Below are 24,162 nucleotides of genomic sequence, written 5' to 3'. Positions count from 1 at the left end.
TCACAGCCCTGCCCCCCGCAAAACCGAACCCAACACAGAAAAACCACAACCCGACACAAACCCAACACAAATAAATCCCTTTAAATCCAATGCTTTAATCGAACTTGAGTTGAGTGTGTTGGGTTTGTTGGGTTTATTAGTCTTCGCATAAGAAAAAAATCGTTCTATTGAATTCGATGCAAAGAACGTCATGCATGCGCGTGCGCGACACAAAACCCAACACACCCCACACAACACCCGCGAAGGCATGTAATTAGGGCACTCAAATTGTGTGGGGTATTCAAAATCAACCCGACACACACTCAACACACCCAACACACTTTTGAAAATAGTCATGCTGCAAGCGCCTTGATGTGATCCCAGCTGTCCACGTGCCAGCCCGCCAGCTTGGCCTTCGCCCGCCAATTCTCCACCTGCTTGCCCAGCTCTGCCGCCTTGAGTGATGGGGGCGGGGAAGCATCCAGATCCACAGGAAAGAAAAACGCGCCGAAGCGACGGTTATTGCCATCTGTCCAAGGTATCGCCCGCGTTTTATCCACTTCGGAACTGATAAATAGAGAGAACTTGGTCTGACTCATTACGTGCTCTTTGTTGCGCTGGCACCATTCGAGAAACAACGAATAGAGGTCGGTCGATAGACACGGCCCCCAAAGCCCATGCCCCAGCTCGCTGTACTTCCACAGATGCAAGAATGTTTGCCAGCCGGCCCGACTCAAGGCCACCAAACGCTCACGCGCCTCGGTCGATGGCGGCCGCGTGCGCTGATTGAAGTCCCCTAGATCGACCGACAGTAACCAACCGTAGAGCGCCGCCACCCCACCCTGCTCCAGTTCACGACCAATCGCCTTTTGCCGTGCGACTGGCAGAGTCTCCATAGGCCACATGACTAGCATTCGTCGATCACTGTCGCTGATTGGCCACGGAAGAATCTCGTTGCTGAGAAACACCGCATTCATATGGTTGGCCTCTTCCCAGCCATTAATGAATTTCGACTCCATCCGCACCGTTTTACCAGTGATCAAGTGCTTGATCTTGCCCACCTGGTTGTAACGTTGATCGCGACTGACTACCTCTTCAAAGACCGACCACAATTTGCGGCTTTGCCACGCGTTGAAACTGCTTTCCAACTGCGTCTGACCAACAGTCGCCGCGTATTGGCCATAAAGCATGCCGAGCGCGTCTGCGAACAACAGGCTCTTGCCCGAACCTTCCATAATCGAATGCATCAACACAGCGGTGTCCATCTTGGCGCCCAAGTGCTGCAGCGGATACGCCAGCCAGCGAGTTAGCCAATCGGTTGCCGCTTCATCATGGTTACAAAGAAATGAGATCAGCCAACGCAGGTTGGCACACGCTGCATCATCCCTGACTGGCTCAAGCGGCAACCCGTCAAAGGTGTTGATGTACACCGCAGGATCCTTCGTCATGGTCGGATCAAACACGATGTGTTCAACATCAACGGTGCGGCGCTCGCTGCTGTTCAGCCACAGCGGGTAAGTGTCACCCAGCGCCATCTTCACCGCGCCCTCGGCTATGCGCCGCTTCTTTTCGCGATCCCAAACGTCTTTGGTGCCATCGATGTAAACGTAGCGATCGGTTGGAGACATCCCGAATGCACCGCCTTTCTTCCCAGCCATGCGGCGCGCCTGCTCGATCTCGCGAACATGGTCGTCAGAAATCAGCCTCTTTCCGGTGTCATCCAACCAGGCTTTGGCCAGAGGCTTGCCCACACGAGCTTCGAAGGCGGATTTCTTCATTACCTTCGATTGGTCGCAATCCCACACGTGCGTGGTGCCCTCGACCAACGCAAAACGACGCAGAATGTGGTCCAACGTTATGACCTCCCCCGCCCCCCCGTCAGGAGCAGGAGCGGCCTCGCTGGACGGGCATGTTTCGCCAGAGATCGGCCCGCTCAATTCACCGGATGGGGTGGGGGGAAGATCATTCGGATCTGGACGGGCAGCGTGTTGCATGCCCAACATTCGCGCCGCATCCTTCACAGCCTTCAACTGGTCGCCGCCGTGCTCGAGTAAGCAGAACACTTCAAAGGCGTCATTCTGATGTCCGTTCGCGAGAGGGTCAGCACCGTGGTGTGAATAAACCTTGCCTTCGTCGCTGATTGTCACCCCCGGCAGACCGGTGCTGCTTTGAGGGTACAACCACTTGCTGCCGCGCTTGATATACCCATGAGTTCGCAGAAGCTCTGCAACATCGTGACAACGGTTGAATTCATCGATCACCGAGGGCCGTTTACCGCCACCGAGTGCAGCACGCTTAACGGCTTTGACTGGTGGCTTTGGTAGCGCAACCGCCCATGGACACGCAGCTTCAGCATCCCGCTTAAAAAGCTCCCAATTCTGCCAAATGGTTAGCAGCTCGTGAGTCAGCGTCGGCAGCCCCTCAGTGGCACTCGGTGCGGTTTTCCAGATGTAAGGTTTGCCGGTACCGGGATGAATTGATGGTGGAAATACGTCTTGCACCAACCCCGCACGTAGTTCAAAGACCGTGAAGCGTTTGAACGGCTCGGCTTCGGTCCGTGCAGCAGCTTCTGCGGCAAGATCACCCTGCTCTTTCGCAGACTTGGCCTTGTCCATCAACCCTTTGAAAATCGAACCGTCCGGGTCTTTTTCATTCGGCCATGAAAGTGAATGACGCGTGAGTTCAACGCCTTCCGGAACCTTGAACACTACCCGGAATCGCAGCGGATTCCCGACGATAGTCGGGAACACCACTGTCATCGCATCAAGGTCAAGGCCCAACAGTTCATACAGAACATGACGCGTCCATTGGACGTCATCAACATCCAATGAACAAACGCGGCTCGGCCCCAGCACGACGCCAAGGTTGTGATTTGGGTTTCGTTGCCAAAACGCCTCGGCCGTGTCGGCGTCGGTGATATAGCCTCCGGGCTTATTCCACCCTATGCCTTTCGGAGCCTTCTCACCTGGATCAATCGACACGAGTGCCAAGTCGAAAGTCCTGATGTAACGCTTTGCCCATGTGGCGATGGCTGTTCCTTTGCCCGATTCACTCATCGCCGGGCCTCCCGCAACTCCTGACAAGAGACGCAGGTCTCGCAACCTTCAACCTTCTGCTGTCGAAGCAAAGGGATTGGTTCGTCGCAGTCGTCACAGAACTGCGCGCTAACGCGGCTCGATGGCACGCGGCGACTGCGATGAATAGCAACATCAAGCAAGTATTGCGCCTGCTCGTTTGCGCGGTCGATATCATCAGCCATTGATGCGATCCTCCATCGCCTGACGAGCGCCCGCCATGATCCCAAGGACTTCGCGGATCACATCCATTCCGTGTTTTTCGAGATCCACGACTTCATGAAGCTCCCAGACGTTGTCCGCCGCGCCGTCGTGCATCTTGGCCACGAATTCACCGGTTTCCCCGAGTAGCTTACCAACCGCTTTCAAGGCATCACGGGTTGCCGGTACGGCCACGGGCCGGTACCAAACCGCACCTGCTGGACGCATCAACGCATCCAGCAAGCGTGGATCAGCGGTCAGCCTGATCACTTCCTCAAGCTCATCTGGATTCAGCCAGCGGCGTTCTTCATCGAGCTTGAGTTTCTTCTGAAGGGTGTCGTTGTCCAACACCATTTCAAAGGCAAGGGCGGTGATTCCGCCCTTGTAGTCACGACCAGCGCGATAAATCGCTTGGCGTAGTGGCAGGACCGGACCAGCGTCCGGCAAAAGATCTGTGCGACTCATAACCGTAAATCCCCTGTTTACGGTGTAGCCATAGCCCAGGGTAAACCCTATCCTACGACCACGACCGATGTGCATGTGCTGTGTATCGTCGTAGCTGGGCTGGGGGATTCTTTGGTGAGAGGCCCCAGCTCAGCACCTTTTAAGCTGCCGACTTAAGATCGGCCGCTTCTTTCTCTTGGGTGTATAGGCATTCGATTGCCTTACCCGTTACGTACCGAACATCTGCACCTTTCGCGGCGCGATTGATAGTCGGCTGTGTTGTTCCTACGCGATCTGCAATAACCCTCTGGGACAAACCAGACCGAAGCAGCTCCGCAAGCATTTCTTGGATAGTCATATCGTTCACCGATGCGCTTTTGCATTGGTCGTCACAATACACAAACGTATTGAATGATTCAATACACTCGGCGATACGTTTTTGAATCAAGGCAGAGAAAAAGTGATCGGAGACCGCATCGCCCAACGCATGCAGGAATTGGGGCTGTCGGAAGGCGAGCTCGGCCGACGCTCCGGCGTTCCGCAACCGACGATTCATAGAATTGTGACGAACGCGGTAACCAGCCCACGCCATGAAAATATCGAAAAGATCAGCAAAGCCTTGAAGGTCAGCAGCAACTGGCTTTGGAAGGGAGGCGAACACAAAGACCCGATGATTGATCAGGGCGCGCCATCTGCGAATGAGACCAACGTTGAACCTGGACCAGCTATTAAAGGCTATGTCCCTCTCATCTCTTGGGTTCAGGCCGGCGCATGGTGTGAGATTGAAGACGTTAGGACCCTTGATGATGCGGAGATATGGCTGCCATGCGCAGCATCCCATAGCAGCCAAAGCTATGCCTTGCGAGTACGTGGACTATCCATGTTCAATCAACATGAACGTAGATCCTTTCGAGACGGAGACATCATCTTTGTTGATCCCGCGAAAGATGCGGAGAATGGTTCTCTTGTAATTGCCAAGCTCATGGATAGCCAAGAAGCAACTTTCAAGCAATTGGTGATGGAGGGCAGCCGCCGGTTTCTGAAACCGCTGAATCCAGCATGGCCAGAGCCGATCATTGAGTTAGGGGCCGACGCAATCATTTGTGGCGTAGTATTTTCGAAGCTTGAAATTTTCTAGTACATAACCCAAAACAGGCCCGCAGCGATGTGGGCTTTTTTTGCTTCGTGAAAAAATCAATTCAAATACGTATTGACTGAATCAATACGCATTTGTATCGTTTGCATTGTAAATCTCTCACCAAAGAGTACGAACATGCAAACAACACAGCACAGCAACACTCGTTGCCCGGTGTACCTACACCCATCAGCTTGCACTAACCCAGAAGCCGTAAAAGAGATTCAAAAACTCACCGGCCTACTGGTAATCGTCGCGCCTGGCAATCGCTTAGCACCGGCAAAAGCAAATGTCATCACTCACGGATGCGGACCGTTCGGGGGTGATGCAGCATGAAGCCTCTATTAATTGGCATCGCTGGCGTCGCCCGCTCTGGTAAAGACACCGCCGCGCAGCATCTGGTAAGCCACCATGGATTCCAGGCTTACGCGTTCGCTGACCCACTGCGTGACGGTCTGATGCACATCCTCAACTTGAGCCCTTGTGACTTCGACGGTGCCCAGAAGGAACTGCCGCTGCCATGGCTCGGCCGATCCCCTCGCCAGTTAATGCAATCACTTGGCACCGAGTGGGGCCGTAACAACGTGCATCCCGAACTCTGGCTGCTGCTTGCGGAACAGAATCTCGACCTACTCGCTCGCACCCACGACGAAACACGCGGCTTTGTCGTCAGCGACGTGAGGTTCGAAAACGAAGCGGACTTCATCCGTAAACGTGGCGGCGTGGTGATTCACATGGAGCGGATAGCTGCTCTCACCGTCAACCAGCACAGCAGTGAAAACGGTGTCGCGCGCGCGCCCGGAGATATCTGGCTACCGAATGATGGGCCATTCGAAGAGTTGTTCACCAACCTAAACCATATTGTGGACACCCTGCACACCCGTGCTGCGGCGGCCTGAGGCTGCGTTATGACAAACCGCACCCTGGACGAATCCGCCGCATTGCTCGGACTCAAGCCCCGCGCCTTCCGCACCAGGTTGCGCGAGCTGGGCATTCTCAATAGCAGTGGCGATCTAGCCAGCCAGCACCGTGATCGCGGCTATCTGTATTCGGATCCGCGCAGCACCGTGATTCCGTCCCTCAACAAATGCCGTCATTACTCCGTGGTGATGGTGAAGGAAGAAGGGATCGAATGGCTGGCCAAGAAGCTAGGAATCATCATTACCAAAAAGGACGCCGCTGCATGAAAACCAACAACCTCAATGCCTACACGCAAGCCCTCGGCGCCCTGAAGCTGATCCCGATCTACTTGAACTGCCCGGGGGTAGTCAGCCGCGCAACGCTCGTTGGCGCCTCGACGGAAGCCATCCAATTACTGGAAAGCATGCCCGTACTAAGCACCGAGTTGGCCGAGGTATTCCGCTGCGTAAACAACATGATCCTTGACGGGCAAGTCGCCTACGTTACGCCGACCAACTCGCCTGAGTACCCATTCGGCGCGGTAGTGGCTGACGCCAAGGGCAACATTTGTGCGGCTGCAATGGGCAAAAGTAAGGAAGGCCTCGCCGAGCTGATTCGCCTCAAGTTGCTGCCCCCATTGGAGGGGTTCGGGGAGAACGCAGCGTGAGCAACACACTTGAACAATTGCGACGTCAGTTCGCTACTCCATGCCCGACCCTGGCCGCTGTTCGGGAACAGTACTTCGCACACATTCGCACCGACCGCTACCTACTGGCCGAGATCAAGGCAGGTCGTATCGCGCTGGTCGTGAAGCGTTTGCACGGGTCGGCTCGCGCACAACGAGTGGTGTACCTGCACGACCTGGCCGAGTTCCTCGACGCCCAAGCGGCAAAGCAAGCGGCTTGATTTCAACGGTCGCCTCTGCCGTCCAGGGGCAAACAAATCGCACATCAATAGGCACAGCACATGAAACCTACGGATACGGCCGAATTCATCGGCGAACTCAACGCAGGCGTCTTCGCCAATCAGATCGGTCACGCCCTTTCTGAAGTGGCATCAGGAGTAGTTGATAACGGCAAGGTCGGCTCGGTCACTCTGACCTTCACCTTGAAGCAGATCGCCAACAGTCATCAAGTCACCGTCAATCACAAGCTCGCCTACAAGGTGCCTACCAAACGCGGCAGCCGTACCGAGGACACCACCCTCGATACCCCGATGCACGTTAATGAGGGCGGTCGCCTGACTTTGTTCGCCGAAGCCCCCCGCGCCGGTCAGCTATTCAACCGCGACGACGCACCGATTCACGCGAAGTCCTAAACCGTTCGATTCCAAACCTCTCACCAAAGGAAGTCGATTCAATGGAAGCCAAAGCAATTCAGTTGATTCAGGACACCGCCGTTCTGGCCTATGCCAAGCCGCTGGATACTTTCACCCCAGCGCTGGTATTGCCGTCTGACCAGAAGATCCACAGCATCGAGAAATTTCAAGCCGCTCGTAGCCGGTTCCGCGGCGCGCTCACTACTCACTCGCTGCTGGACTTCGGCAATTACGTTATGACGCAAAGTGCCGAGGTTGTCGCGTCTGGTTTTGTGGACGCCGAAGCAATGTCGTGCACAGTCATTTTCAACCTGGGCGACACCAAGTCACCAGGGCACGGCGACTTCACCGCCACCCTGAACTTGAGAAAAACTGCTGCGTTCCGGGCGCTGGAGCGTGCGGCCTCCATTCAGTTCGCACAGAAAGACCTCAGCGATTGGATCGAGGATTGGGCATCGAATCTCCAAGCCCTCGCGGCTGATGACACTCCCATCGATTTGCGTAAAGCCGCGAGTGCCATCCGCTCCATCAGCATCGAGCAAGCACGCAAGAGCGAACACATCGTCGGCGACCTAAGCGCCTCCCGTTCAGCGATGGACCAGATTGAGGCGAAGTCCTCAGAAGGGTTGCCTGCTGAATTCCTGTTCACCGTCGAGCCATATGAAGGGCTGAAAGTCCAGATCATCCGCCTGCGTGTAGCCGTTCTCACCGGCGGGGACAAACCCCTGTTGCGCCTGCGCTGGATTGGAGAAGAACAGCTTCGCGAAGACTTGGCACAAGAATTCAAGGAAGTCGTGCAGCACGAAGTCGGGGGCGGCGCGCAATTGACTATCGGCAATTTCAACTTGGGCTAACCCATTCATCCGCCCCCCCTCCGCCGGCCTCTCACCAAGAATCCCTGCGGAGGGATCTACTGAGGTACACAGCACATGACTGCAATTCAAATCTGCGCACTCATCGCCCTGATCGTCTTGGCCGGACTACTTGTCTGGGCCGGTTATTTCATGGGGCATAACGACGGTATGTCCGCAGGCATGAAAGAAAGCGATGCGATCCAACGCGCCGAAAGCGCAAAGACCATTCGCGAATTGAAGGCTTCCCTCGACTTCATTAAGGCTGACCACGCCCGACTGGCGCGATTCAGCATGCGTCTTCAAGAAGGACTGTCACTCGGCGAAACCGAACGCCAGACGCTACTCAACATCGCCGAGAAGCTTCGGATTGCCGCCGAGACGTTCGCCGCCTTCCGCACTGGTAAAAAACTCGAAAGAGACACGATTGAGCTGCGTGATAAGGCGCTTGCCATGGCAGCCATTCTTGCTCCGGTGAACACATGACAGCGCTACGCCGAACGGTTCGAATTCGCCGAGGGCAAATGCCACCTCTCGACTTACAAACCATCTGCGACAAGTGCGACACATCGCGAGCACATGGCAACCATCAACAATGCAGCAAGCAGCGCCAAGCCGAAGGTATCGCCCGGCGAGCAGCGGAGAAATCACAATGAGTGCAGCAGAGAAAATTGACTTTCACATCACACCGGGCGCCTGGTTCCGCCAAGACTTGCTGTACCCGGTTTTCGGCCTGAGCACCGAAGCAGTCCGCAAGTACCGCTCCCGAGGCCTGTGGCTTGAAGGCAAGCACTGGCGGTATGACCCTGCCAATGTAATCGTCTACAACCGCGCAGCCATTGAGCGCTGGATGGAAGGGAAACCATGAGCGATAAGATGCCGACCGGCGTTGAGATGAACGGCAAGCAGCTGCGCATATGGTTCATCTTCAATGGCCAACGGTGCCGGGAACCGCTGGAAGGGATCTCGAAAGTAAACAAGGCTGCTATTGCGTATGCGGATAACAAGCGTCGGACCATCCTCACCGAAATCAAAGAGGGTCGCTTCGACTACGCGGCGCACTTTCCGAAATCACCCAGGGCTGCAATGTTCACAGGCACTGGTGGCCCTTCGCTGAAGCGTACAGTGAAGGAAGGCATTGATCGCTGGCTAGAGGTTCAGCGGGCGCTCAAAGCTTCAAGTACCGTCGTCAACTACGTGAGCAAAGCAGTCCACGTCGAGAAGAAATTCGGTAAGCGCCGAATTGTCGACATCAGCAAGAGCGACATCGAGCTGTTTCAAGCTCAGTTGCTGAAGCAAGGTCTGGCCCCGAAGACAGTGAACGACATTTTCACTGTCGTTCGCGGAGTCTGGGCCGACGCATTCGGGGACGGAATACTGAAAGCCAACCCGCTCGACCGGATCAGCAACGTCGGGTCAGACGTCGACCTCGAGCATGCTGACCCCTTCAGTCGCACCGAGATCGTGTTGATCGGTAAAGCGGACCCTGGCCGGCGAGCTGACACCCGAATGATTGAGTTCAACTGCTGGACCGGGCTGTCTCTGTCCGAGCTTATCGGACTGGCTGCTGAAGACGTAGACCTCCAAGCCGGCCTGGTACACGTCCGGCGGGCATTGGTAGTAGGAGAATTCAAAGTTCCCAAGGAACGCTCAAGGGTACGAGTCATTGAGTTGATAGACCCTGCCCTCGAACTTATGAAGGAGATCGTGGCCGCCGCTAAGGACGCACAAGCCGAAGAGATCACGGTTATCCAACGCGACAACATCACTTCCAAGAAAATGAAAGTGAGGTTCCTTTTCCGCAGCTCCACCAGCGGCTTACTCTGGAGCGGCAAAACATTGAGCAACTGGTTTACCGCCCACCTGAAAAAGGCCGAAGTCCGCCACAGAGGTGCCAATCAGTGCCGCCATACATTTGCTAGCCAGATGCTGTCGAGCTATGTGCCAGTCGAATGGGTGGCCAGACAGCTTGGGCACGCCGACACAACAATGGTGAGAAAACATTACGGTAGATGGATACCGAAGGACACCAAGAGCATGGCGGGTATCGTTTCGAAAATGCTTGGCTTTAGAAAGGAATGAAAATACAGGCCCATTAAAAGGGCCTGATTTTATACTAGCAACCGAAAAGAACTGCCAACACTGATCATCTCATTGATACACAGATAATCAGCCTATGAAAAGTTGGCATTGTTAAAAAATTATTTCACTCACATTATCGGTCATTCTTTGGCGCTCACTGGAATTATGCACCAGTAGGGGGTGCAGCCATAAAGTTGAACTCTTGTGAAAGCACTCCTCCGCCAGGGACTTCCCAATTTCTTCAAGCGACTTTCCGCAGTCCGCTCTTAGAGGCTCGGGTTCGCTAGACGTTCCTAACAAAAAAACTCGGTCTCGTACATCTTCTGGAAACCCATCAAAAAAGAGGCGTTTCCTATGGTCAATCCGCCCATCAAAGTCGATCAACAACACCAAATGCCGCGAGCTGTATTGTCGAAGTTTATCGACGTGATCACTGACGAAGCTTTCTAGCACTTTACCCCACCCTCCTACAGATGGAAGTACTTGGATGTTACGAGTTTTTATGTTTGGGTCTAGCAGAAAGCCGTTGGCGATCTGGCGATTGGCATCATCTTCCGCTAACACAAGAACGTGAGGCCTGTAGACGTTCACGCTCATATATTCAATTCTCCACGCATAAGAGACTGTATTACGTCAGTACCTAGATTAAGCTCATCCAGCAATCGTAACTGTGTAGGCTCTAAATGACTCGCCCGACCAATCAACCAAGTATTTTCGTTGGAAAATTTACGAATAGCCTCCTCGTTATGTGTAGTCATCATGATCTGCCCCCGCTGCTCGAAGGCACGGCGTAGCTGAAGAACAAAATGCCCCACTTCCGCTAACGACAGATAGTTGTCCGGTTCGTCCCAGAAGCATAAAAGCGGACCATACGATTTATTTGCAGCAACAATCACAGAGCAAAGGAAGAAACATTTTTCTCCATCCGATAGCTCTTCGAAGTTTACGGGCAACGTGCCTGACTCTGTAGCGAAGTTAACGATAAGACGTTTGTTCTCTTTACCTAAATTCTCGTAACGAAAATCCCTTAGGTCAGGCATTACATCTTGCAAATAAGAAGATATAGACGTGTAGGCTGCTGGATATTGCCCCAGTAATCCAGCTAACCAGTCCACCACATTGTTGCCAGTGGCTGTTGGCCATAGAGTTTCCTCTGATGATTCTCCAAACATCATTTGAGGGATCGGTGAGATGATCACCATTTGTGCCAACCATGCTTTGAAAATATGAACTGGATCGGTCAATGACTGTTCTTGGATGAGCGGCAATGCAATAAGGTGCCAGTCTACAAGAAATCGCGCACCTTCATCAGCTGCTTGATTCTTACGAAGTGAGACTTGCGCCTGTTCACGCCAGTACACAGGCACACCGTCACACTCAAGCTTTTCCTCATGTACCCGCAGCTCTTTGAATTTTTCCGGCAGTTCTAAAACCAGAATATAGCGATAAGTCTTTTGTTGAAGGCGAACCTCGACTTCGAATCGCATAGGTTGACTGGTTTGTGCTGCGAAAAAATCTTGCGGCTTTACCAACAGACCGACACGATTCACACCTCGCCCAATCCCCTGTAAAACCGACAGAGCCTTAGCGATAGAAGATTTTCCAGCGCCGTTCTTACCAACTAACAAAGACGAATGCTTGCCTTCAAACTTCAGCTCAAAGTTTTGAAAGGTTTTGAAATTATGAATGTATAAACGCTGTAACATGTTGAGATCACTCTAAATCGGCGTCGACAAGATTTTCGACTAGCAGGCTCACTCTTGTCACCATACCACTACCTCATGCTGAGTGCATGTTAGGTGAAGGTATGTAGCTTCACAACGAGGCTGTTTCCAAACGACACTGCGAGCAGCAACGCATTAGGTCCGCGCAGCTCGGTGGTAAGTCCATCTGCCGGTATCAGAAGCTTGGGCGTAGGGCAGCCATAGCGGCCATGCGAACGCATTATTTGCCCTAAAAATGCCCTATTCCAAACATCAGAAACGAAAAAGCCCCCGCAATCAGCAATGATTACGGGGGCTTCATCTTTTTCAATAATGGCGGAGAGATAGGGATTCGAACCCTAGGTACCGGTGAAGGTACAACGGATTTCGAATCCGTCCCATTCGGCCACTCTGGCATCTCTCCAACGGCGCGCATCATAACAACACTTTCGTCGGTTGCGAACCCCCCAAACGAAATTTTTTCCGTGCTATCAGATGCTTGCGTCGATTAAAGCGGTACGCCCAGACGAGCGGCGACTTCTTCGTAGGCTTCGATGACGTCACCAAGGCCCTGGCGGAAGCGGTCCTTGTCCATCTTCTTCTTGGTGTCCTTGTCCCACAGACGGCAGCCGTCCGGGCTGAACTCGTCGCCGAGGACGATGGAGCCGTCGCTGAACACGCCGAATTCAAGCTTGAAGTCGACCAGCAGCAGGCCGGCGTCGTCGAACAGTTTGCTCAGGACTTCGTTGACCTTGAGCGACAGTTCCTTCATGCGCGCCAGTTGCTCGGCGGTGCCCCAACCGAACGCCACGACGTGGGATTCGTTGATGAACGGGTCGCCCTTGGCGTCGTCCTTCAAGAACAGTTCGAAGGTGTACGGGTTGAGCTTCATGCCCTCCTCGACGCCCAGACGCTTGACCAGGCTGCCGGCGGCGTAGTTACGCACGACGCATTCGACCGGGATCATGTCGAGCTTCTTCACCAGGCATTCGTTGTCGCCCAGCAGTTTGTCGAACTGGGTCGGCACGCCGGCCGCTTCGAGCTTCTGCATGATGAAGGCGTTGAACTTGTTGTTCACCATACCTTTGCGATCGAGCTGTTCGATGCGCTTGCCGTCGAACGCCGAAGTGTCGTTGCGAAACAGCAGGATCAAGCGGTCAGCGTCGTCGGTCTTGTAAACCGATTTGGCTTTGCCGCGGTAGAGTTCTTCACGTTTTTCCATGATGGGCTCCGCTTGCTAAGTAGGTGGGCTAGGCGATGTGGCGCCAGTCGAGCCCTGAATCTTGATCGGCCAGTTGCAGCCAGTCCGGGTCGCACCCGAGGGTGTCGACAAAACATTGCCGGGCCAGCTGCGGCAGGTTGTTCTTGCTGCTCAGATGGGCCAGGACCAGGTGTTGCAAACCCTGCCAGCCCAACTCGGCCACCAGGAATGCCGCCTGATGGTTGTTCAGATGTCCGCGTTCGCCGCCTACCCGTTGCTTGAGAAAGTACGGGTAGTGACCACGGGCCAGCATGTCGCGGCAATGGTTGGACTCGATCATCAATGCATCGAGGTCCCGATAGCCGTCCAGCACCCGCTCGCAGAACGACCCCAGGTCGGTCAACAGGCCGAAGCGCCGCTGTTCCTGATCGCTGAAAACGTACTGGGTCGGCTCCTGCGCGTCATGGGCCACGGCAATGACCCCGACGTTCAGTGCGCCGATCTGCAGTTGCTCGCCGCCGGCCAGAAAACCAGCCGGTTCAAGCGGTTTGCGCATCCCGCGCAACGTGCCGCGACTGAGGTAGACCGGCAGATTGTAGCGCCGAGACAGCAAACCCACGCCATGCACGTGGTCGGCATGTTCGTGGGTCACGAGTATCGCGCTCAGTTGCGCCGGGTGCACACCCAGGCGCAAGAGACGTCTTTCGGTTTCCCGCAGGGAAAAACCACAATCCACCAGCACGTACGTATCAGCACTGGCGATCAGCGTGCCGTTCCCTTGGCTACCGCTGCCGAGAACGGCAAAACGCATATCGAATCAGCCCAGGTTGTCCTGAATCACGCTCAACACTTTACGCGCGACATCGGCCGGCGCGACGGTGTTGATGTTCTTTTCGACGGTAACCTGGATGTTCTCGCCCACCTTGCTCAGGCGAACCTGATAACGCTCGGCGCGGGCTTCGACTTCTTCCTTGCTCGGCGCACTGCCGAACAGGCTGCTGAAGAAGCCAGGCTTGTCGTCTTTCTTCTCGGCTTTTTCGGCCAGGTTGATGTAGTAAAGGCCCAGGCTGCGGTTGATGTCTTCAACGCGCCATTCGCCCTGTTCCAGCGCACGGCCGACGCTCGACCAGGCGCGGTCCAGATCGGTACCGACGTTCAACACCGGGTTGCCGCTGCCGTCTTCGTTCAGGCTGACACGGCTCGGCGCATCGAAATCACGCGAGGCCAGCATCGACACCGAACCGCCCTTCTCGGAGGTGCGGCTCATGCTCGCGAGCATGTCGTCGACCAGCGCAGCGTCCAGGCCAGTGTTGACCGAACGGTTGGTGAAAGCCACGTCGGCCGTGCTGCCGGCAGGACGCTCGGCGCTGACCACGTAGATCTCACTGGTGTTGCGCTGCACGCCCGGCTCGATGCGCACACGCACGCGGGTTTCGCTGTCGCTGGCGATACCGGCCGCACTCAGGCGTTTGGCCATCGACGCGGACAACTCGTCGGAGTGCTGCCAGGTGGTGGTGAATTCACCGGTCTGCGGACGCTGTTCATCCAGACGGAAACCGTTGTCCTGGAAGAACTGCAGCGCCACTGGCCAGACTTCGGCCGGTGGGTGCTGGGCCACGACCCAACGCGAATCACCGCTCTTCTGCAGCGAGTAATCAGTTGCGTCGGCAACCGCCGAAAGCGGCTGAGGACGCGGCACAACGTACTCGCCCGTCGCGGTGTCATCGGCCACGTTGCGCGGGATCGGCAACAGCGGATCGAGACGTTTGGCAGTACTCACATCCGGTGGCAATTGCATCGGTGCAGTCTGTTGCGCTTGCAGGTAATCGCTTCCACGGTCGCGGAAATAACCTTCCGGCCCCCAGACCCATCCGCAGCCACTGGTGCTGGAGATAATCAAGGCAAGTGCGGAAAGTCCGGCCATTCGCTTCATGCGTTGTACTTCCTCAATTAAACCAGGACGTTGCACTGGCGCAGGGCCGAGCGCAGCGTTTCATGACAAGGGGTGCTCAGCCAGGTCAGTGGCAGGCGGATGCCTTCGTGCATCAGGCCCATTTCGACCAAAGCCCACTTCACCGGAATCGGGTTGGCTTCGATGAACAGGTCCTTGTGCAGCGGCATCAGTTTTTCGTTGATTGCGCGTGCGGTATCGGCGTCGCCCTTGAGCGCGGCCTCGCACAGGTCAGCCATTTCGCGCGGGGCGACGTTGGCGGTGACCGAAATGTTGCCTTTGCCGCCCAGCAGGATCAGCTCGACAGCGGTCGGATCATCGCCGGACAGCACGATGAAATCCTTGCTCACGCCATCGATGATCGCTTTGGCGCGCTTGAGGTCGCCGGTAGCTTCCTTGATGCCGATGATGTTCGGCACGGTGGACAGGCGAATCACGGTCTCGGCCTGCATGTCGCAGGAGGTGCGGCCGGGAACGTTGTAGAGAATCTGCGGAATGTCGACCGCTTCAGCGATGTGCTTGAAGTGCTGGTACAGGCCTTCCTGGGTCGGCTTGTTGTAGTACGGGACAACCAGCAGGCAGGCATCGGCGCCGGCGGCCTTGGCGTTGCGGGTCAGCTCGACGGCTTCGCGGGTCGAATTGGCGCCGGTGCCGGCGATGACCGGAATGCGCCCGGCAACCTGTTTGACCACGGCTTTGATGACGGCGATGTGCTCTTCTACATCAAGGGTGGCCGACTCGCCGGTAGTACCGACGGCGACGATGGCATGGGTGCCGTTCTTAAGGTGGAAGTCCACGAGTTTGCTGAGGCTGTCCCAGTCAAGACGCCCTTGTGCATCCATGGGAGTGACCAGTGCCACCATACTGCCCGCAATCATGAAACCGCTCCTGCCGGAAAAAGAGAGCGGTAATGGTACTGGCGCCAAGATGCTTGCACAAGCGAAGTACTGCGCCGCCGCCATTCCCCTTGGCGCCGCTTTTCGCTACCCTTCAGACTTTGATCGGTACAGATCAGCTTGTACGCCGGGTTTCAGCCTCCCCTTTCGGCCTCCCAGGCCCCGTTCCTGCGTCGCATCGACGCGCTCCCGCACAGTGGAGCGAGCCGCGATCGCTGGCCGGGTCTCTTTTTACGGACCGCCAGAACAGGCACTCCCGGCTACCAATGCCCGTCAACCTACCGACCGCTCATCGCTTTAGGAATGCTGCATGTCCACCCCCACAGTTCGCGAACAATTCCTTGTCATCAGTGCCCTCGGCGCCAACCCCATGGAGCTGACCAACGTCCTGTGCCGCGCCAGCCATGAAAACCGCTGCGCCGTCGTCACCTCTCGCCTGACCCGCCACGGCGAGTGCAGCGCCCTGGTGCTGGAAGTTTCCGGCAGCTGGGACGCCCTCGCGCGCCTCGAAGGCAGCCTGCCGTTGCTGGCCAAGCGTCATGCTTTCACTGTCAACGTGGTGCGCAGCGCCGCTCTGGAAAATCGCCCTCAGGCCCTGCCTTACGTGGCCTACGTCAGCTCGGCTTATCGCCCGGACATCATCAATGAGCTGTGCCAGTTCTTCATGGACCACAACGTCGAGCTGGAAAACCTCACCTGCGACACCTATCAGGCGCCTCAGACCGGCGGCACCATGCTCAACGCCACGTTCACCGTGACCCTGCCGGCGGGCACCCAGATCAGCTGGCTGCGCGATCAGTTCCTCGACTTCGCCGATGCGATGAACCTGGATGCCCTGATCGAGCCTTGGCGCCCACAAAACCCAATGTAAGGAAGCTTTCATGGCCGTTGTCATCGACCAACCGGTTGCGGATTTCACCGCGCCTGCGACCAGCGGGCAGACCGTCAGCCTGTCCGAACTCAAGGGCAAGCAAGTGGTGATCTACTTCTATCCGAAGGACAGCACCCCGGGCTGCACCACTCAGGGCCAGGGCTTTCGCGATCAATATGCGGCGTTCAAGGCTGCCAACACCGAAGTCTTCGGCATTTCCCGCGACAGTTTGAAGTCGCACGAAAACTTCAAAGGCAAGCAGGAATTTCCGTTCGAGCTGATCAGCGACAAGGACGAGGCGGTTTGCCAGTTGTTCGACGTGATCAAGCTGAAGAAGCTGTATGGCAAGGAATACCTGGGCGTTGATCGCAGCACTTTCCTGATTGATAAGGACGGCGTGCTGCGTCAGGAATGGCGTGGTGTGAAAGTGCCGGGGCATGTTGATGCCGTGCTGGCGGCGGCTGAGGCTCTGAATAAAGCCTGATGTTTTTGCTGCGTCTGTAAAGACGCCTTCGCGAGCAGGCTCGCTCCCACAATTGAAATGTAATCACCGTGGGAGCGAGCCTGCTCGCGAATAGCCTCTCTGTAAAATCCGGATCAACCGCTAAAGCAACGGCGCCACCACCGGCTCCTTGCGCGGCCACGCATCGAGCACAGCCTTGAACAGCGTCGCCAGCGGGATCGCAAAGAACACGCCCCAGAATCCCCACAACCCGCCAAACAACAGCACCGCGCAGATGATTGCCACCGGATGTAGATTCACTGCTTCCGAAAACAGCAACGGCACCAGCACGTTGCCGTCCAGCGTCTGAATGATCCCGTAGACCGCCATCAGGTAGATGAACTGATCGCTCCAGCCCCACTGGAACAGCGCAATCAGCAGCACCGGTACGGTCACCACCACCGCACCGACATACGGCACCACCACCGACAAGCCGACCAGCAACGCCAGCAGCGCCGCGTAGTTGAGGCCCAGCGCGATGAAGGCGATGTAGGTCACGCCGCCGCAAATCACGATCTCGATGCCTTTGCCACGTATGTAATTGGCGATCTGCCGGTTCATTTCCTGGGCGACGCGGGTGATCAGTGCGCGCTCGCGAGGCAGATAGCCGCGCACCCACTCGCCGATCATCGCCCGATCCTTGAGGAAGAAGAACACCAGAATCGGCACCAGCACCAGGTAGATCATGATGTTCACCAGCAGCGGCAAACTCGACAACGAGAAAGTCAGAGCCCACTGACCGAATTTGCCAATCTCGCCCCGCGCCGCTTCGATCGCTTGCAGGACTTGCTCGTCAGACACCAGATGCGGATAGCGCTCGGGCAATAGAAGCAGCAGCGATTGCCACTTGGCGAGCATGCCCGGCAACTCGTTGAACAGCGTGATCAACTGATGCCACAGCAATGGCAGCACCACCACGATGAACAGCATCAGCGCGCCCATGAACAGCGCAAACACCAGCCCCACCGCCACCCCGCCCGGCACGCGCAGCCGCTCGAGCGTCACCACCAGGCCCTGCATCAGATACGCCAGCACCATCCCGGCCAACACCGGCGCAAGCATGCCGCCGAGGGTGAGCACGGCGGTGAAGGCAAGAAACAGCAGCACTGCCAGCACCACGGCTTCTTCATCGGAGAAGTAGCGCTGAATCCAGTCGCGTAACACTTTGAACATCAATAATCCCTTCGATTTTTAGCGCGGCGCTTCAGGCTTTTTTCAACCAGTAACGGTAGACGCCAGCCTCGTCTTCTTCGCGCAACAGCGCATGACCGGCGAGTTTGGCAAAGGTACGGAAGTCGCGTTGCGAGCCGGCATCGGTAGCGATCACCTTGAGCACAGCGCCACTTTGCAGTTTGTTGAGTTCCATTTTTGCCTTGAGCAACGGCAAAGGACAGTTCAGGCCACTGGCGTCCAATTCTACGTCATGGGCTACAGCGTCAGTCATTGCGTCACTCCGGTTCGGGTTGTCGAGCTGCCTAGAATATCTGGTCGCGGCTTCGGTGTCCGGCTACAGTAAGGTCTTTGTCCTCCAAGGCTTTGTGCATGACTTTTCTGCGCCCTACCCTGCTGACGCTCGCTTGCCTGCTCGCCTCACCAGGCTTTGCCGACGATCTGCCGTCACTCGGCGACGCCAGTTCTGCCATCGTCTCACCGCAACAGGAATACCAGCTCGGCCGCGCCTGGCTGGCCATGCTGCGCAGCCAGGTTTCCCAGCTCAACGATCCGCAACTCAAGGATTACGTCGAATCCAGCGTCTACAAGCTGGTGGAGACCAGTCAGGTCTCCGACCGACGTCTGGAATTCATCCTGATCAACAGCCCGCAACTCAACGCCTTCGCAGCGCCGGGCGGCGTGGTCGGGGTCAACGGCGGCCTGTTCCTCAACGCCCAGACCGAAGGTGAATACGCCTCGGTGCTCGCTCACGAATTGGCGCACTTGTCGCAACGCCACTTCGCTCGCGGCGTCGAAGCCTCACAAAGAATGCAGGTGCCGATGATGGCCGCGTTGCTGGCGGGTATCGTCATCGCGGCGGCAGGCGGCGGTGATGCCGGTATCGCCACCATCGCCGGCACCCAGGCTGCGGCGTTGCAGGAACAACGGCGCTTCTCACGGCAGAACGAACAGGAGGCCGACCGTATCGGCATCCTCAATCTGGAAAAGGCCGGGTACGACCCGCGCTCGATGCCGACCATGTTCGAGCGTCTGATGCGCCAATACCGCTTCGATGCCAAGCCGCCGGAATTCCTCCTGACTCACCCGGTCACCGAATCGCGTATCGCCGACACCCGCAACCGCGCCGAGCAGGCGAAACCGGGCGGCATCGAAGACAGCATGCGCTACCAGTTGATCCGCGCGCGGGTACAGTTGATCTACGAGGAAACCCCGGGGCTGGGCGCCAAGCGTTTCCGCGCCCTGCTCGATGAGAATCCGAAAAACGACGTGGCGCGTTACGGCCTCGCCATCGCCCAGATCAAGGGCGGCCAGCTCAATGAAGCGCGGGAGAACCTCAAGCAACTGCTGGCCAAGTCACCCAACGAGATCATCTACAACCTCGCGCAGATCGATCTGGACATCACCAACAATCGTCTGCCCGATGCGCAGTCAGGGGTCGACCGCATGCTTGCGCAGTTCCCGGGCAACTATCCGCTGAATCAGGTGCGCGTCGATCTGCTGCTGAAACAGAATCGCGCCGCCGATGCCGAGAAGGCACTCGACAGTCTGCTCAAGTCACGCCCGGATGATCCGGACGTCTGGTATCAGGTTGCTGAAACCCGCGGTCTGTCGGGCAATATTATCGGACTGCATCAGGCGCGCGCCGAGTATTTTGCACTGGTCGGCGATTACCGCCAGGCCATTCAGCAGCTGGACTTCGCCAAGCGCAAGGCCGGCAACAACTTCCCGCTGTCCTCGCGCATCGATGCCCGCCAGCGCGAACTGATGGAGCAGGAGCGTATGGTCAAGGACATGATGGGCTGAGTCTTTCCCGACTAAGACAAAAGCTGCAGACACAAAAAAACCGCCTCTTTCGAGGCGGTTTCGTTTTACCTGCCTGCTGGCTTATTCCGCCAGTTTGAAGGTGATGAAGCTGGCACGGCCCTGACGCAGCACGCGCATCGACACCGAACGGTTCTTCGGCAACGCCTTGGCGATGTCGGTGAACTCCTTGGCCGAGCCGATGGCCTGGTTGTTCAGGTGGGTGATCACGTCACCCGGTTGCAGACCGATCAGGGCCGCAGGACCGTCCTGCACTTCCTTGATCACCACACCACCTTTGAGGTCGTAGGTTTTCTTCTGCTCGGCGGTCAATTCACCGACCGCAACACCGAGGCGGTTGCTGCTGCTTTCAGCGCCGGATTTCGGCAGCGTGTCCAGCTCTTTGTCTTCATCCGGGATCGCGCCGACAGTCAACTCGACATTCTTGCGCTTGCCTTCGCGAATCACTTCCAGATTGGCTTTGGCGCCAGCCTTCAGCGCGCCGACCAGATGCGGCAAGTCGGCCGACATGACGATCGGCTGACCGTTCATGCTCAGGATCACATCGCCTACCTGCAGACCGCCCTTGGCAGCAGGGCCGTCATCCTGGATCTGCGCCACCAGCGCACCAGCTGGCTTGTCCAGACCGAACGATTCGGCGAGGTCCTTGTTCACTTCCTGAATGACCACGCCCAGCCAGCCACGGCTGACTTTGCCACCGCTCTTGAGCTGATTGGAGACATCCATCGCCACGTCGATCGGGATCGCGAACGACACGCCCATGAAGCCACCGGAGCGGGTGTAGATCTGCGAGTTGATGCCGACCACTTCACCGTTCAGGTTGAACAGCGGGCCACCGGAGTTGCCCGGGTTGATCGGCACGTCGGTCTGAATGAACGGCACATAGTTTTCGTTCGGCAGGCTGCGACCGACGGCGCTGACGATGCCTTGGGTCACGGTGTGGTCAAAGCCGAATGGCGAACCGATTGCGACGACCCACTGGCCGGCCTTCAGGTCCTGGGATTTGCCGAGCTTGAGCACCGGCAGATCCTTGCCTTCGATTTTCAGCAACGCCACATCAGAGCGTGGATCGGTGCCGACCAGCTTGGCTTTCATCTCACTGCGATCAGCCAGACGGACGAGGATTTCGTCAGCATCGGCGATCACGTGGTTGTTGGTGAGGATGTAGCCATCCGGCGAAATGATGAACCCCGAACCCAGCGATTGCGCTTCACGCTGGCGGCCATCGCCACGTGGCGAGCGCTGCTGAGGCGGCATGCCGCGCTCGAAGAACTCGCGCAGCATCGGTGGCAGGCCTTCCAGATCCGGCATCTGCTGATTCACGCGACGGTCCGGCAGTTTCTGCGTGGTACTGATATTCACTACCGCTGGCGACGCTTGTTCGACCAACTGGGTGAAATCAGGCAGATCGGCCGCTTGCGCAGCAGGAACCGCCTGACCGAGCAACAGCACGGTGGCGAAGATGGAAAGGTAAGACTTCAAACTTGGTATCGACATACAGCTCCCGTTACGACGAGCAGGGTTAAGCGATATGGAGCAAAGGAACACCGGAAACCACAGACCGGCATTTTTGTTCCGGGAACAACAAACAAGGCCAGAGCCGTGAGGCTCTGACCTATAAAAAATTTTCAGGGGTTTTGCAAATGAAAATGCTCAGCAAACATTTCGACGTCTCGACGACGAAGTGGAAATGACTGAAATCAGCTCACTGCTTGCTGGTCGCAGCGCCATCGTTGTTACGCATCGATAGGGCGATTCGTTCGGCGGTGCCAATCGGAATTTCACCGACCACCGTGACCATCATTTCACCCTGCGGCGTGGTCAGGCGACGGGATACCGCGACGGTCGGGCCCAACTGAGTGCGGGTGTCAGTGACGGTTGCGCCATTCAACGGTTCAAGGAACACCGAGAAACGCGCCAGACCATCGTCATACATCAGGCTGCTGACTTGGGTCTTGGTCTGCGCATCCTTGTGCGAACTGCTGCTGGTCAGCTCAAAGCCTGGCGGGAGCCAGTCCGAACGCCAGTTTTGCACGGTTTTAGCTGCAGAAGCCTTGTCGCTTGCAATGTTGATCGGCTTGCAATCAGGGTCCGCCAACAAGTCCTTGTCCGACGGGATTTCATCCGTGTCGAGGCTGGTGAACTGGAAACGCTCGAGCAACTGCCCTTTGTCATTCAACAGCAACGACTTGAGTGGCAGCCCGGTTCTCTTGTCCAGATGCAACTCGAAACCGTAACGGTGCTGATCACGAGGGGTCAGCGAGACGATCACTGCCTCACGGCCAGCCACGCGCGACTTGCCAATGACGGCAAGGTCATACCAATTCTTCAGCTTTTTGGGATCCAGCGCACGGGCGGCAGCGTTGGGTGAGTCACCCAATCCCGCAATCAGGGTGCCGCTGACGCATTGAGTACGTCCATCAATGCGCACGACTTCCTGAGCCGAGCCGTCGAGCTGCAATAACCGCTCGCGGACCTGGCCATTCTGGACGCGATGCCAGATGTTGTGCGTGGAAAAACTGCCGTTGCGCTCGTAAACGAAAGTGCCGTGGAAGCTTTGCTGCTGCTCGGCCTGGCCCAGACGGGTCAACCAGTCCTGGGCCTCGTCAGCGTGGGCTGGAACAACGAACCAGCCACTGAGCAGAAGCGAAAGTAGAGGGATGGCGCGCATGATCCTCCTTAACGGTTTTCCAGGCTTGCGGCACGTGCGTATGGCAGCGCGCTTTCAGTTCCTTTGAGTGCAGCCTGCTGAGCGTGCTGACGCAGGTAGCCTGGCAGACGCTGATCATGCCAGCCTGGCTGACCTTGCAGAACGCCGTTAGCCATAGGGCCAGTCGCTTCCGAGCTTTCGCTGTAACCAGCCAGAACTGCCGGACCTTTGACCTGTGGAGTGGCCAGAGTAGGCTGATTCGACTGTTGGGCCAGCTCAACACCAGCAATTTCGTTCTGGTTGTACAGGCGAACACCGGCCAGAACGGCCACGGTTACCGAAGCGGCAACAGCGAGGCGACCCAGGTTACGCCATGGGCTGCGGGATACTTTGGCCGGAGCCGTTTCGTCTTCCAGCGCAGCGGACACTGCCGCAGCGATATCCAGACGCGGAAGCAGCAGATCCTTGTGCATGGCTGCCCGAGCGATCTGGTAACGAGCCCAGGTCTCACGGGTATCTACATCATCCAGTGCGCTGAGCACTCGACGCAATTCCAGTTCGTCCGCTTCGTTATCCATCACTGCGGACAGCGATTCCTGCAGGGCTTCACGACTCATGGCGTTCCTCTCTTGGCTGTCGCCGCTGTCTCAGTTTTCCTGCAACAACGGTTGCAGGGCTTTATCGATGGCCTCCCGAGCGCGGAAAATCCGGGAGCGCACGGTACCCACCGGACACTGCATGACGCTCGCAATGTCCTCGTAACTCAGACCATCGAATTCACGTAAAGTTAAAGCCGTACGCAAATCCTCTGGCAGTTGCTGGATGGTCCGATGGACAGTGCCTTCGATCTCATCCCGCAGCAATGCACGTTCCGGTGATTCGAGATCCTTGAGGCCGTGATCGCCATCGTAGAACTCTGCATCCTCTGAACTTACATCGCTATCCGGCGGCCGACGGCCGCGGGAAACCAGGTAGTTCTTTGCCGTGTTAATGGCAATACGGTACAGCCACGTATAAAACGCACTGTCACCGCGGAAATTTCCAAGTGCCCGATACGCCTTGATAAAGGCTTCCTGAGCAACGTCCTGGGCTTCATGGGTGTCGTGCACAAAACGCACGATCAACCCGAGAATTTTGTGCTGATATTTCAGCACCAGCAGATCGAAAGCTCGCTTGTCGCCACGCTGTACGCGTTCGACCAGCTGCTGATCCTCTTCCTGGGTTAGCATGAACACTCCTCGATAAGCCCGGAGGAGACTTGCATTACTAAACGACCAGACTTGCAAACATAGACTCGGGCTTTTCGCAAAAGTTCTCCCCCTCCAAGCAAGTTTCCTGCGGGCTCTGATTTGGCACGCACGAAAAACGCAGCGCGGGTTGAACCGGCTGCGCGAATAATCTTGTTATCGGT

29 protein-coding genes and 1 tRNA gene are annotated in these 24,162 nt (G+C 56.7%); 13 read left to right on the top strand and 17 right to left on the bottom strand.

All coding sequences use genetic code 11. The features are described from left to right. The 4 genes from D6877_RS11995 to D6877_RS11980 are packed head-to-tail and all read right to left on the bottom strand — an operon-like array spanning position 1 to position 3,719. Positions 1-336, bottom strand: coding sequence for a hypothetical protein (locus tag D6877_RS11995; RefSeq protein WP_130910903.1), 336 nt, complete (start codon positions 334-336; stop codon positions 1-3). Beyond that, positions 333-3,035, bottom strand: a complete 2,703-nt coding sequence (locus tag D6877_RS11990; RefSeq protein ID WP_130910902.1) for a bifunctional DNA primase/polymerase — start codon at positions 3,033-3,035, stop codon at positions 333-335. Before D6877_RS11990 ends, D6877_RS11995 begins: the two co-directional genes overlap by 4 nt. After that, complete coding sequence (locus D6877_RS11985; RefSeq protein WP_101158491.1) at positions 3,032-3,238, bottom strand: TraR/DksA C4-type zinc finger protein; 207 nt, start codon at positions 3,236-3,238, stop codon at positions 3,032-3,034. The genes D6877_RS11990 and D6877_RS11985 overlap by 4 nt, the downstream gene beginning before the upstream one ends. Next, complete coding sequence (locus D6877_RS11980; RefSeq protein ID WP_034156300.1) at positions 3,231-3,719, bottom strand: phage regulatory CII family protein; 489 nt, start codon at positions 3,717-3,719, stop codon at positions 3,231-3,233. Before D6877_RS11980 ends, D6877_RS11985 begins: the two co-directional genes overlap by 8 nt. Before the next feature lie 418 nt (positions 3,720-4,137). Here D6877_RS11980 and D6877_RS11970 point away from each other — a divergent pair, with 418 nt between their 5' ends. The 10 genes from D6877_RS11970 (at position 4,138) to D6877_RS11920 (ending at position 9,983) form a co-directional block, all read left to right on the top strand. Then, on the top strand, positions 4,138-4,836 hold the full coding sequence (locus D6877_RS11970; protein WP_241662888.1) for a S24 family peptidase: 699 nt from the start codon (positions 4,138-4,140) through the stop codon (positions 4,834-4,836). A 329-nt stretch (positions 4,837-5,165) separates the two neighbouring features. After that, the gene (locus tag D6877_RS11960; RefSeq protein ID WP_130910900.1) at positions 5,166-5,732 is read left to right on the top strand and encodes a deoxynucleotide monophosphate kinase; all 567 of its coding nucleotides are present in this window, start codon (positions 5,166-5,168) and stop codon (positions 5,730-5,732) included. 9 nt (positions 5,733-5,741) lie between these two features. Beyond that, the gene (locus tag D6877_RS11955) at positions 5,742-6,020 is read left to right on the top strand and encodes a hypothetical protein (RefSeq protein ID WP_095667284.1); all 279 of its coding nucleotides are present in this window, start codon (positions 5,742-5,744) and stop codon (positions 6,018-6,020) included. After that, positions 6,017-6,400: a hypothetical protein gene (locus D6877_RS11950; RefSeq protein ID WP_130910899.1), complete on the top strand. Its 384-nt coding sequence runs from the start codon at positions 6,017-6,019 to the stop codon at positions 6,398-6,400. Before D6877_RS11955 ends, D6877_RS11950 begins: the two co-directional genes overlap by 4 nt. Continuing rightward, the gene (locus D6877_RS11945; protein WP_073473050.1) at positions 6,397-6,639 is read left to right on the top strand and encodes a pyocin activator PrtN family protein; all 243 of its coding nucleotides are present in this window, start codon (positions 6,397-6,399) and stop codon (positions 6,637-6,639) included. The genes D6877_RS11950 and D6877_RS11945 overlap by 4 nt, the downstream gene beginning before the upstream one ends. 60 nt (positions 6,640-6,699) lie before the next feature. Next, positions 6,700-7,050, top strand: coding sequence for a hypothetical protein (locus tag D6877_RS11940; protein WP_073473053.1), 351 nt, complete (start codon positions 6,700-6,702; stop codon positions 7,048-7,050). A 41-nt stretch (positions 7,051-7,091) separates the two neighbouring features. Further along, the gene (locus D6877_RS11935; protein WP_130910898.1) at positions 7,092-7,904 is read left to right on the top strand and encodes a DUF2303 family protein; all 813 of its coding nucleotides are present in this window, start codon (positions 7,092-7,094) and stop codon (positions 7,902-7,904) included. 75 nt (positions 7,905-7,979) lie between these two features. After that, positions 7,980-8,387 carry a hypothetical protein gene (locus tag D6877_RS11930; protein ID WP_130910897.1) on the top strand — a complete coding sequence of 136 codons (408 nt, stop codon included), beginning with the start codon at positions 7,980-7,982 and terminating at the stop codon, positions 8,385-8,387. A 166-nt stretch (positions 8,388-8,553) separates the two neighbouring features. Further along, a complete protein-coding gene (gene xisR / locus D6877_RS11925) occupies positions 8,554-8,769 on the top strand; it encodes an excisionase family protein (RefSeq protein WP_130910896.1) in 216 nt (71 codons plus the stop codon). Then, positions 8,766-9,983, top strand: a complete 1,218-nt coding sequence (locus tag D6877_RS11920; RefSeq protein ID WP_130910895.1) for a DUF3596 domain-containing protein — start codon at positions 8,766-8,768, stop codon at positions 9,981-9,983. The genes xisR and D6877_RS11920 overlap by 4 nt, the downstream gene beginning before the upstream one ends. A gap of 111 nt (positions 9,984-10,094) precedes the next feature. Here the strand turns inward: D6877_RS11920 and D6877_RS11915 are convergent, their stop codons facing one another. The 7 genes from D6877_RS11915 to dapA all read right to left on the bottom strand — a co-directional run bounded on the left by D6877_RS11915 (position 10,095) and on the right by dapA (position 15,716). Beyond that, positions 10,095-10,580, bottom strand: a complete 486-nt coding sequence (locus D6877_RS11915) for a hypothetical protein (protein ID WP_130910894.1) — start codon at positions 10,578-10,580, stop codon at positions 10,095-10,097. Beyond that, positions 10,577-11,689 (bottom strand): AAA family ATPase, encoded by a 1,113-nt coding sequence (locus D6877_RS11910; protein WP_130910893.1) that lies wholly within the window; start codon positions 11,687-11,689, stop codon positions 10,577-10,579. The genes D6877_RS11915 and D6877_RS11910 overlap by 4 nt, the downstream gene beginning before the upstream one ends. 331 nt (positions 11,690-12,020) lie before the next feature. Next, positions 12,021-12,110, bottom strand: a tRNA-Ser gene (locus D6877_RS11905). An 84-nt stretch (positions 12,111-12,194) separates the two neighbouring features. Continuing rightward, on the bottom strand, positions 12,195-12,908 hold the full coding sequence (gene purC / locus D6877_RS11900) for a phosphoribosylaminoimidazolesuccinocarboxamide synthase (RefSeq protein WP_016771262.1): 714 nt from the start codon (positions 12,906-12,908) through the stop codon (positions 12,195-12,197). Positions 12,909-12,936: 28 nt separating this feature from the next. Continuing rightward, positions 12,937-13,698, bottom strand: coding sequence for an MBL fold metallo-hydrolase (locus D6877_RS11895; RefSeq protein WP_024012002.1), 762 nt, complete (start codon positions 13,696-13,698; stop codon positions 12,937-12,939). Between the two features lie 6 nt (positions 13,699-13,704). After that, positions 13,705-14,820, bottom strand: a complete 1,116-nt coding sequence (gene bamC, locus D6877_RS11890) for an outer membrane protein assembly factor BamC (protein WP_016771264.1) — start codon at positions 14,818-14,820, stop codon at positions 13,705-13,707. A gap of 17 nt (positions 14,821-14,837) precedes the next feature. Further along, positions 14,838-15,716 carry a 4-hydroxy-tetrahydrodipicolinate synthase gene (gene dapA / locus D6877_RS11885; protein WP_016771265.1) on the bottom strand — a complete coding sequence of 293 codons (879 nt, stop codon included), beginning with the start codon at positions 15,714-15,716 and terminating at the stop codon, positions 14,838-14,840. Between the two features lie 328 nt (positions 15,717-16,044). Between dapA and D6877_RS11875 the strand changes: the two genes are divergently transcribed. Both D6877_RS11875 and D6877_RS11870 read left to right on the top strand, forming a co-directional pair. After that, positions 16,045-16,605 (top strand): glycine cleavage system protein R, encoded by a 561-nt coding sequence (locus D6877_RS11875; RefSeq protein ID WP_042607411.1) that lies wholly within the window; start codon positions 16,045-16,047, stop codon positions 16,603-16,605. 10 nt (positions 16,606-16,615) lie between these two features. Next, a complete protein-coding gene (locus tag D6877_RS11870) occupies positions 16,616-17,089 on the top strand; it encodes a peroxiredoxin (RefSeq protein ID WP_041478861.1) in 474 nt (157 codons plus the stop codon). Between the two features lie 120 nt (positions 17,090-17,209). Here D6877_RS11870 and D6877_RS11865 read toward each other — a convergent pair whose 3' ends face one another. Both D6877_RS11865 and D6877_RS11860 read right to left on the bottom strand, forming a co-directional pair. Then, a complete protein-coding gene (locus D6877_RS11865) occupies positions 17,210-18,280 on the bottom strand; it encodes an AI-2E family transporter (protein WP_016771268.1) in 1,071 nt (356 codons plus the stop codon). A 31-nt stretch (positions 18,281-18,311) separates the two neighbouring features. After that, complete coding sequence (locus tag D6877_RS11860; protein ID WP_016771269.1) at positions 18,312-18,551, bottom strand: sulfurtransferase TusA family protein; 240 nt, start codon at positions 18,549-18,551, stop codon at positions 18,312-18,314. Between the two features lie 98 nt (positions 18,552-18,649). On the opposite strand from D6877_RS11860, the gene D6877_RS11855 reads away from it, so the two are divergent. Beyond that, a complete protein-coding gene (locus D6877_RS11855) occupies positions 18,650-20,083 on the top strand; it encodes a M48 family metalloprotease (RefSeq protein ID WP_130910891.1) in 1,434 nt (477 codons plus the stop codon). Positions 20,084-20,164: 81 nt separating this feature from the next. Here the strand turns inward: D6877_RS11855 and D6877_RS11850 are convergent, their stop codons facing one another. The 4 genes from D6877_RS11850 to rpoE all read right to left on the bottom strand — a co-directional run bounded on the left by D6877_RS11850 (position 20,165) and on the right by rpoE (position 23,980). Further along, on the bottom strand, positions 20,165-21,598 hold the full coding sequence (locus tag D6877_RS11850; RefSeq protein ID WP_130910890.1) for a DegQ family serine endoprotease: 1,434 nt from the start codon (positions 21,596-21,598) through the stop codon (positions 20,165-20,167). A gap of 208 nt (positions 21,599-21,806) precedes the next feature. Continuing rightward, a complete protein-coding gene (locus tag D6877_RS11845; RefSeq protein ID WP_130910889.1) occupies positions 21,807-22,772 on the bottom strand; it encodes a MucB/RseB C-terminal domain-containing protein in 966 nt (321 codons plus the stop codon). Positions 22,773-22,780: 8 nt separating this feature from the next. Beyond that, positions 22,781-23,368, bottom strand: coding sequence for an RseA family anti-sigma factor (locus tag D6877_RS11840; RefSeq protein ID WP_130910888.1), 588 nt, complete (start codon positions 23,366-23,368; stop codon positions 22,781-22,783). Between the two features lie 30 nt (positions 23,369-23,398). Next, on the bottom strand, positions 23,399-23,980 hold the full coding sequence (gene rpoE / locus D6877_RS11835; protein ID WP_003172477.1) for an RNA polymerase sigma factor RpoE: 582 nt from the start codon (positions 23,978-23,980) through the stop codon (positions 23,399-23,401). Positions 23,981-24,162 lie beyond the last annotated feature (182 nt).

Origin of the sequence: Pseudomonas sp. Sample_9, assembly GCF_004307535.1 — a bacterium.
GTDB classification, from domain to species: Bacteria; Pseudomonadota; Gammaproteobacteria; order Pseudomonadales; family Pseudomonadaceae; genus Aquipseudomonas; species Aquipseudomonas mercuritolerans.
Note: the sequence above shows the minus strand (reverse complement) of the source record. Positions and strands in the feature narration are given on the sequence as shown.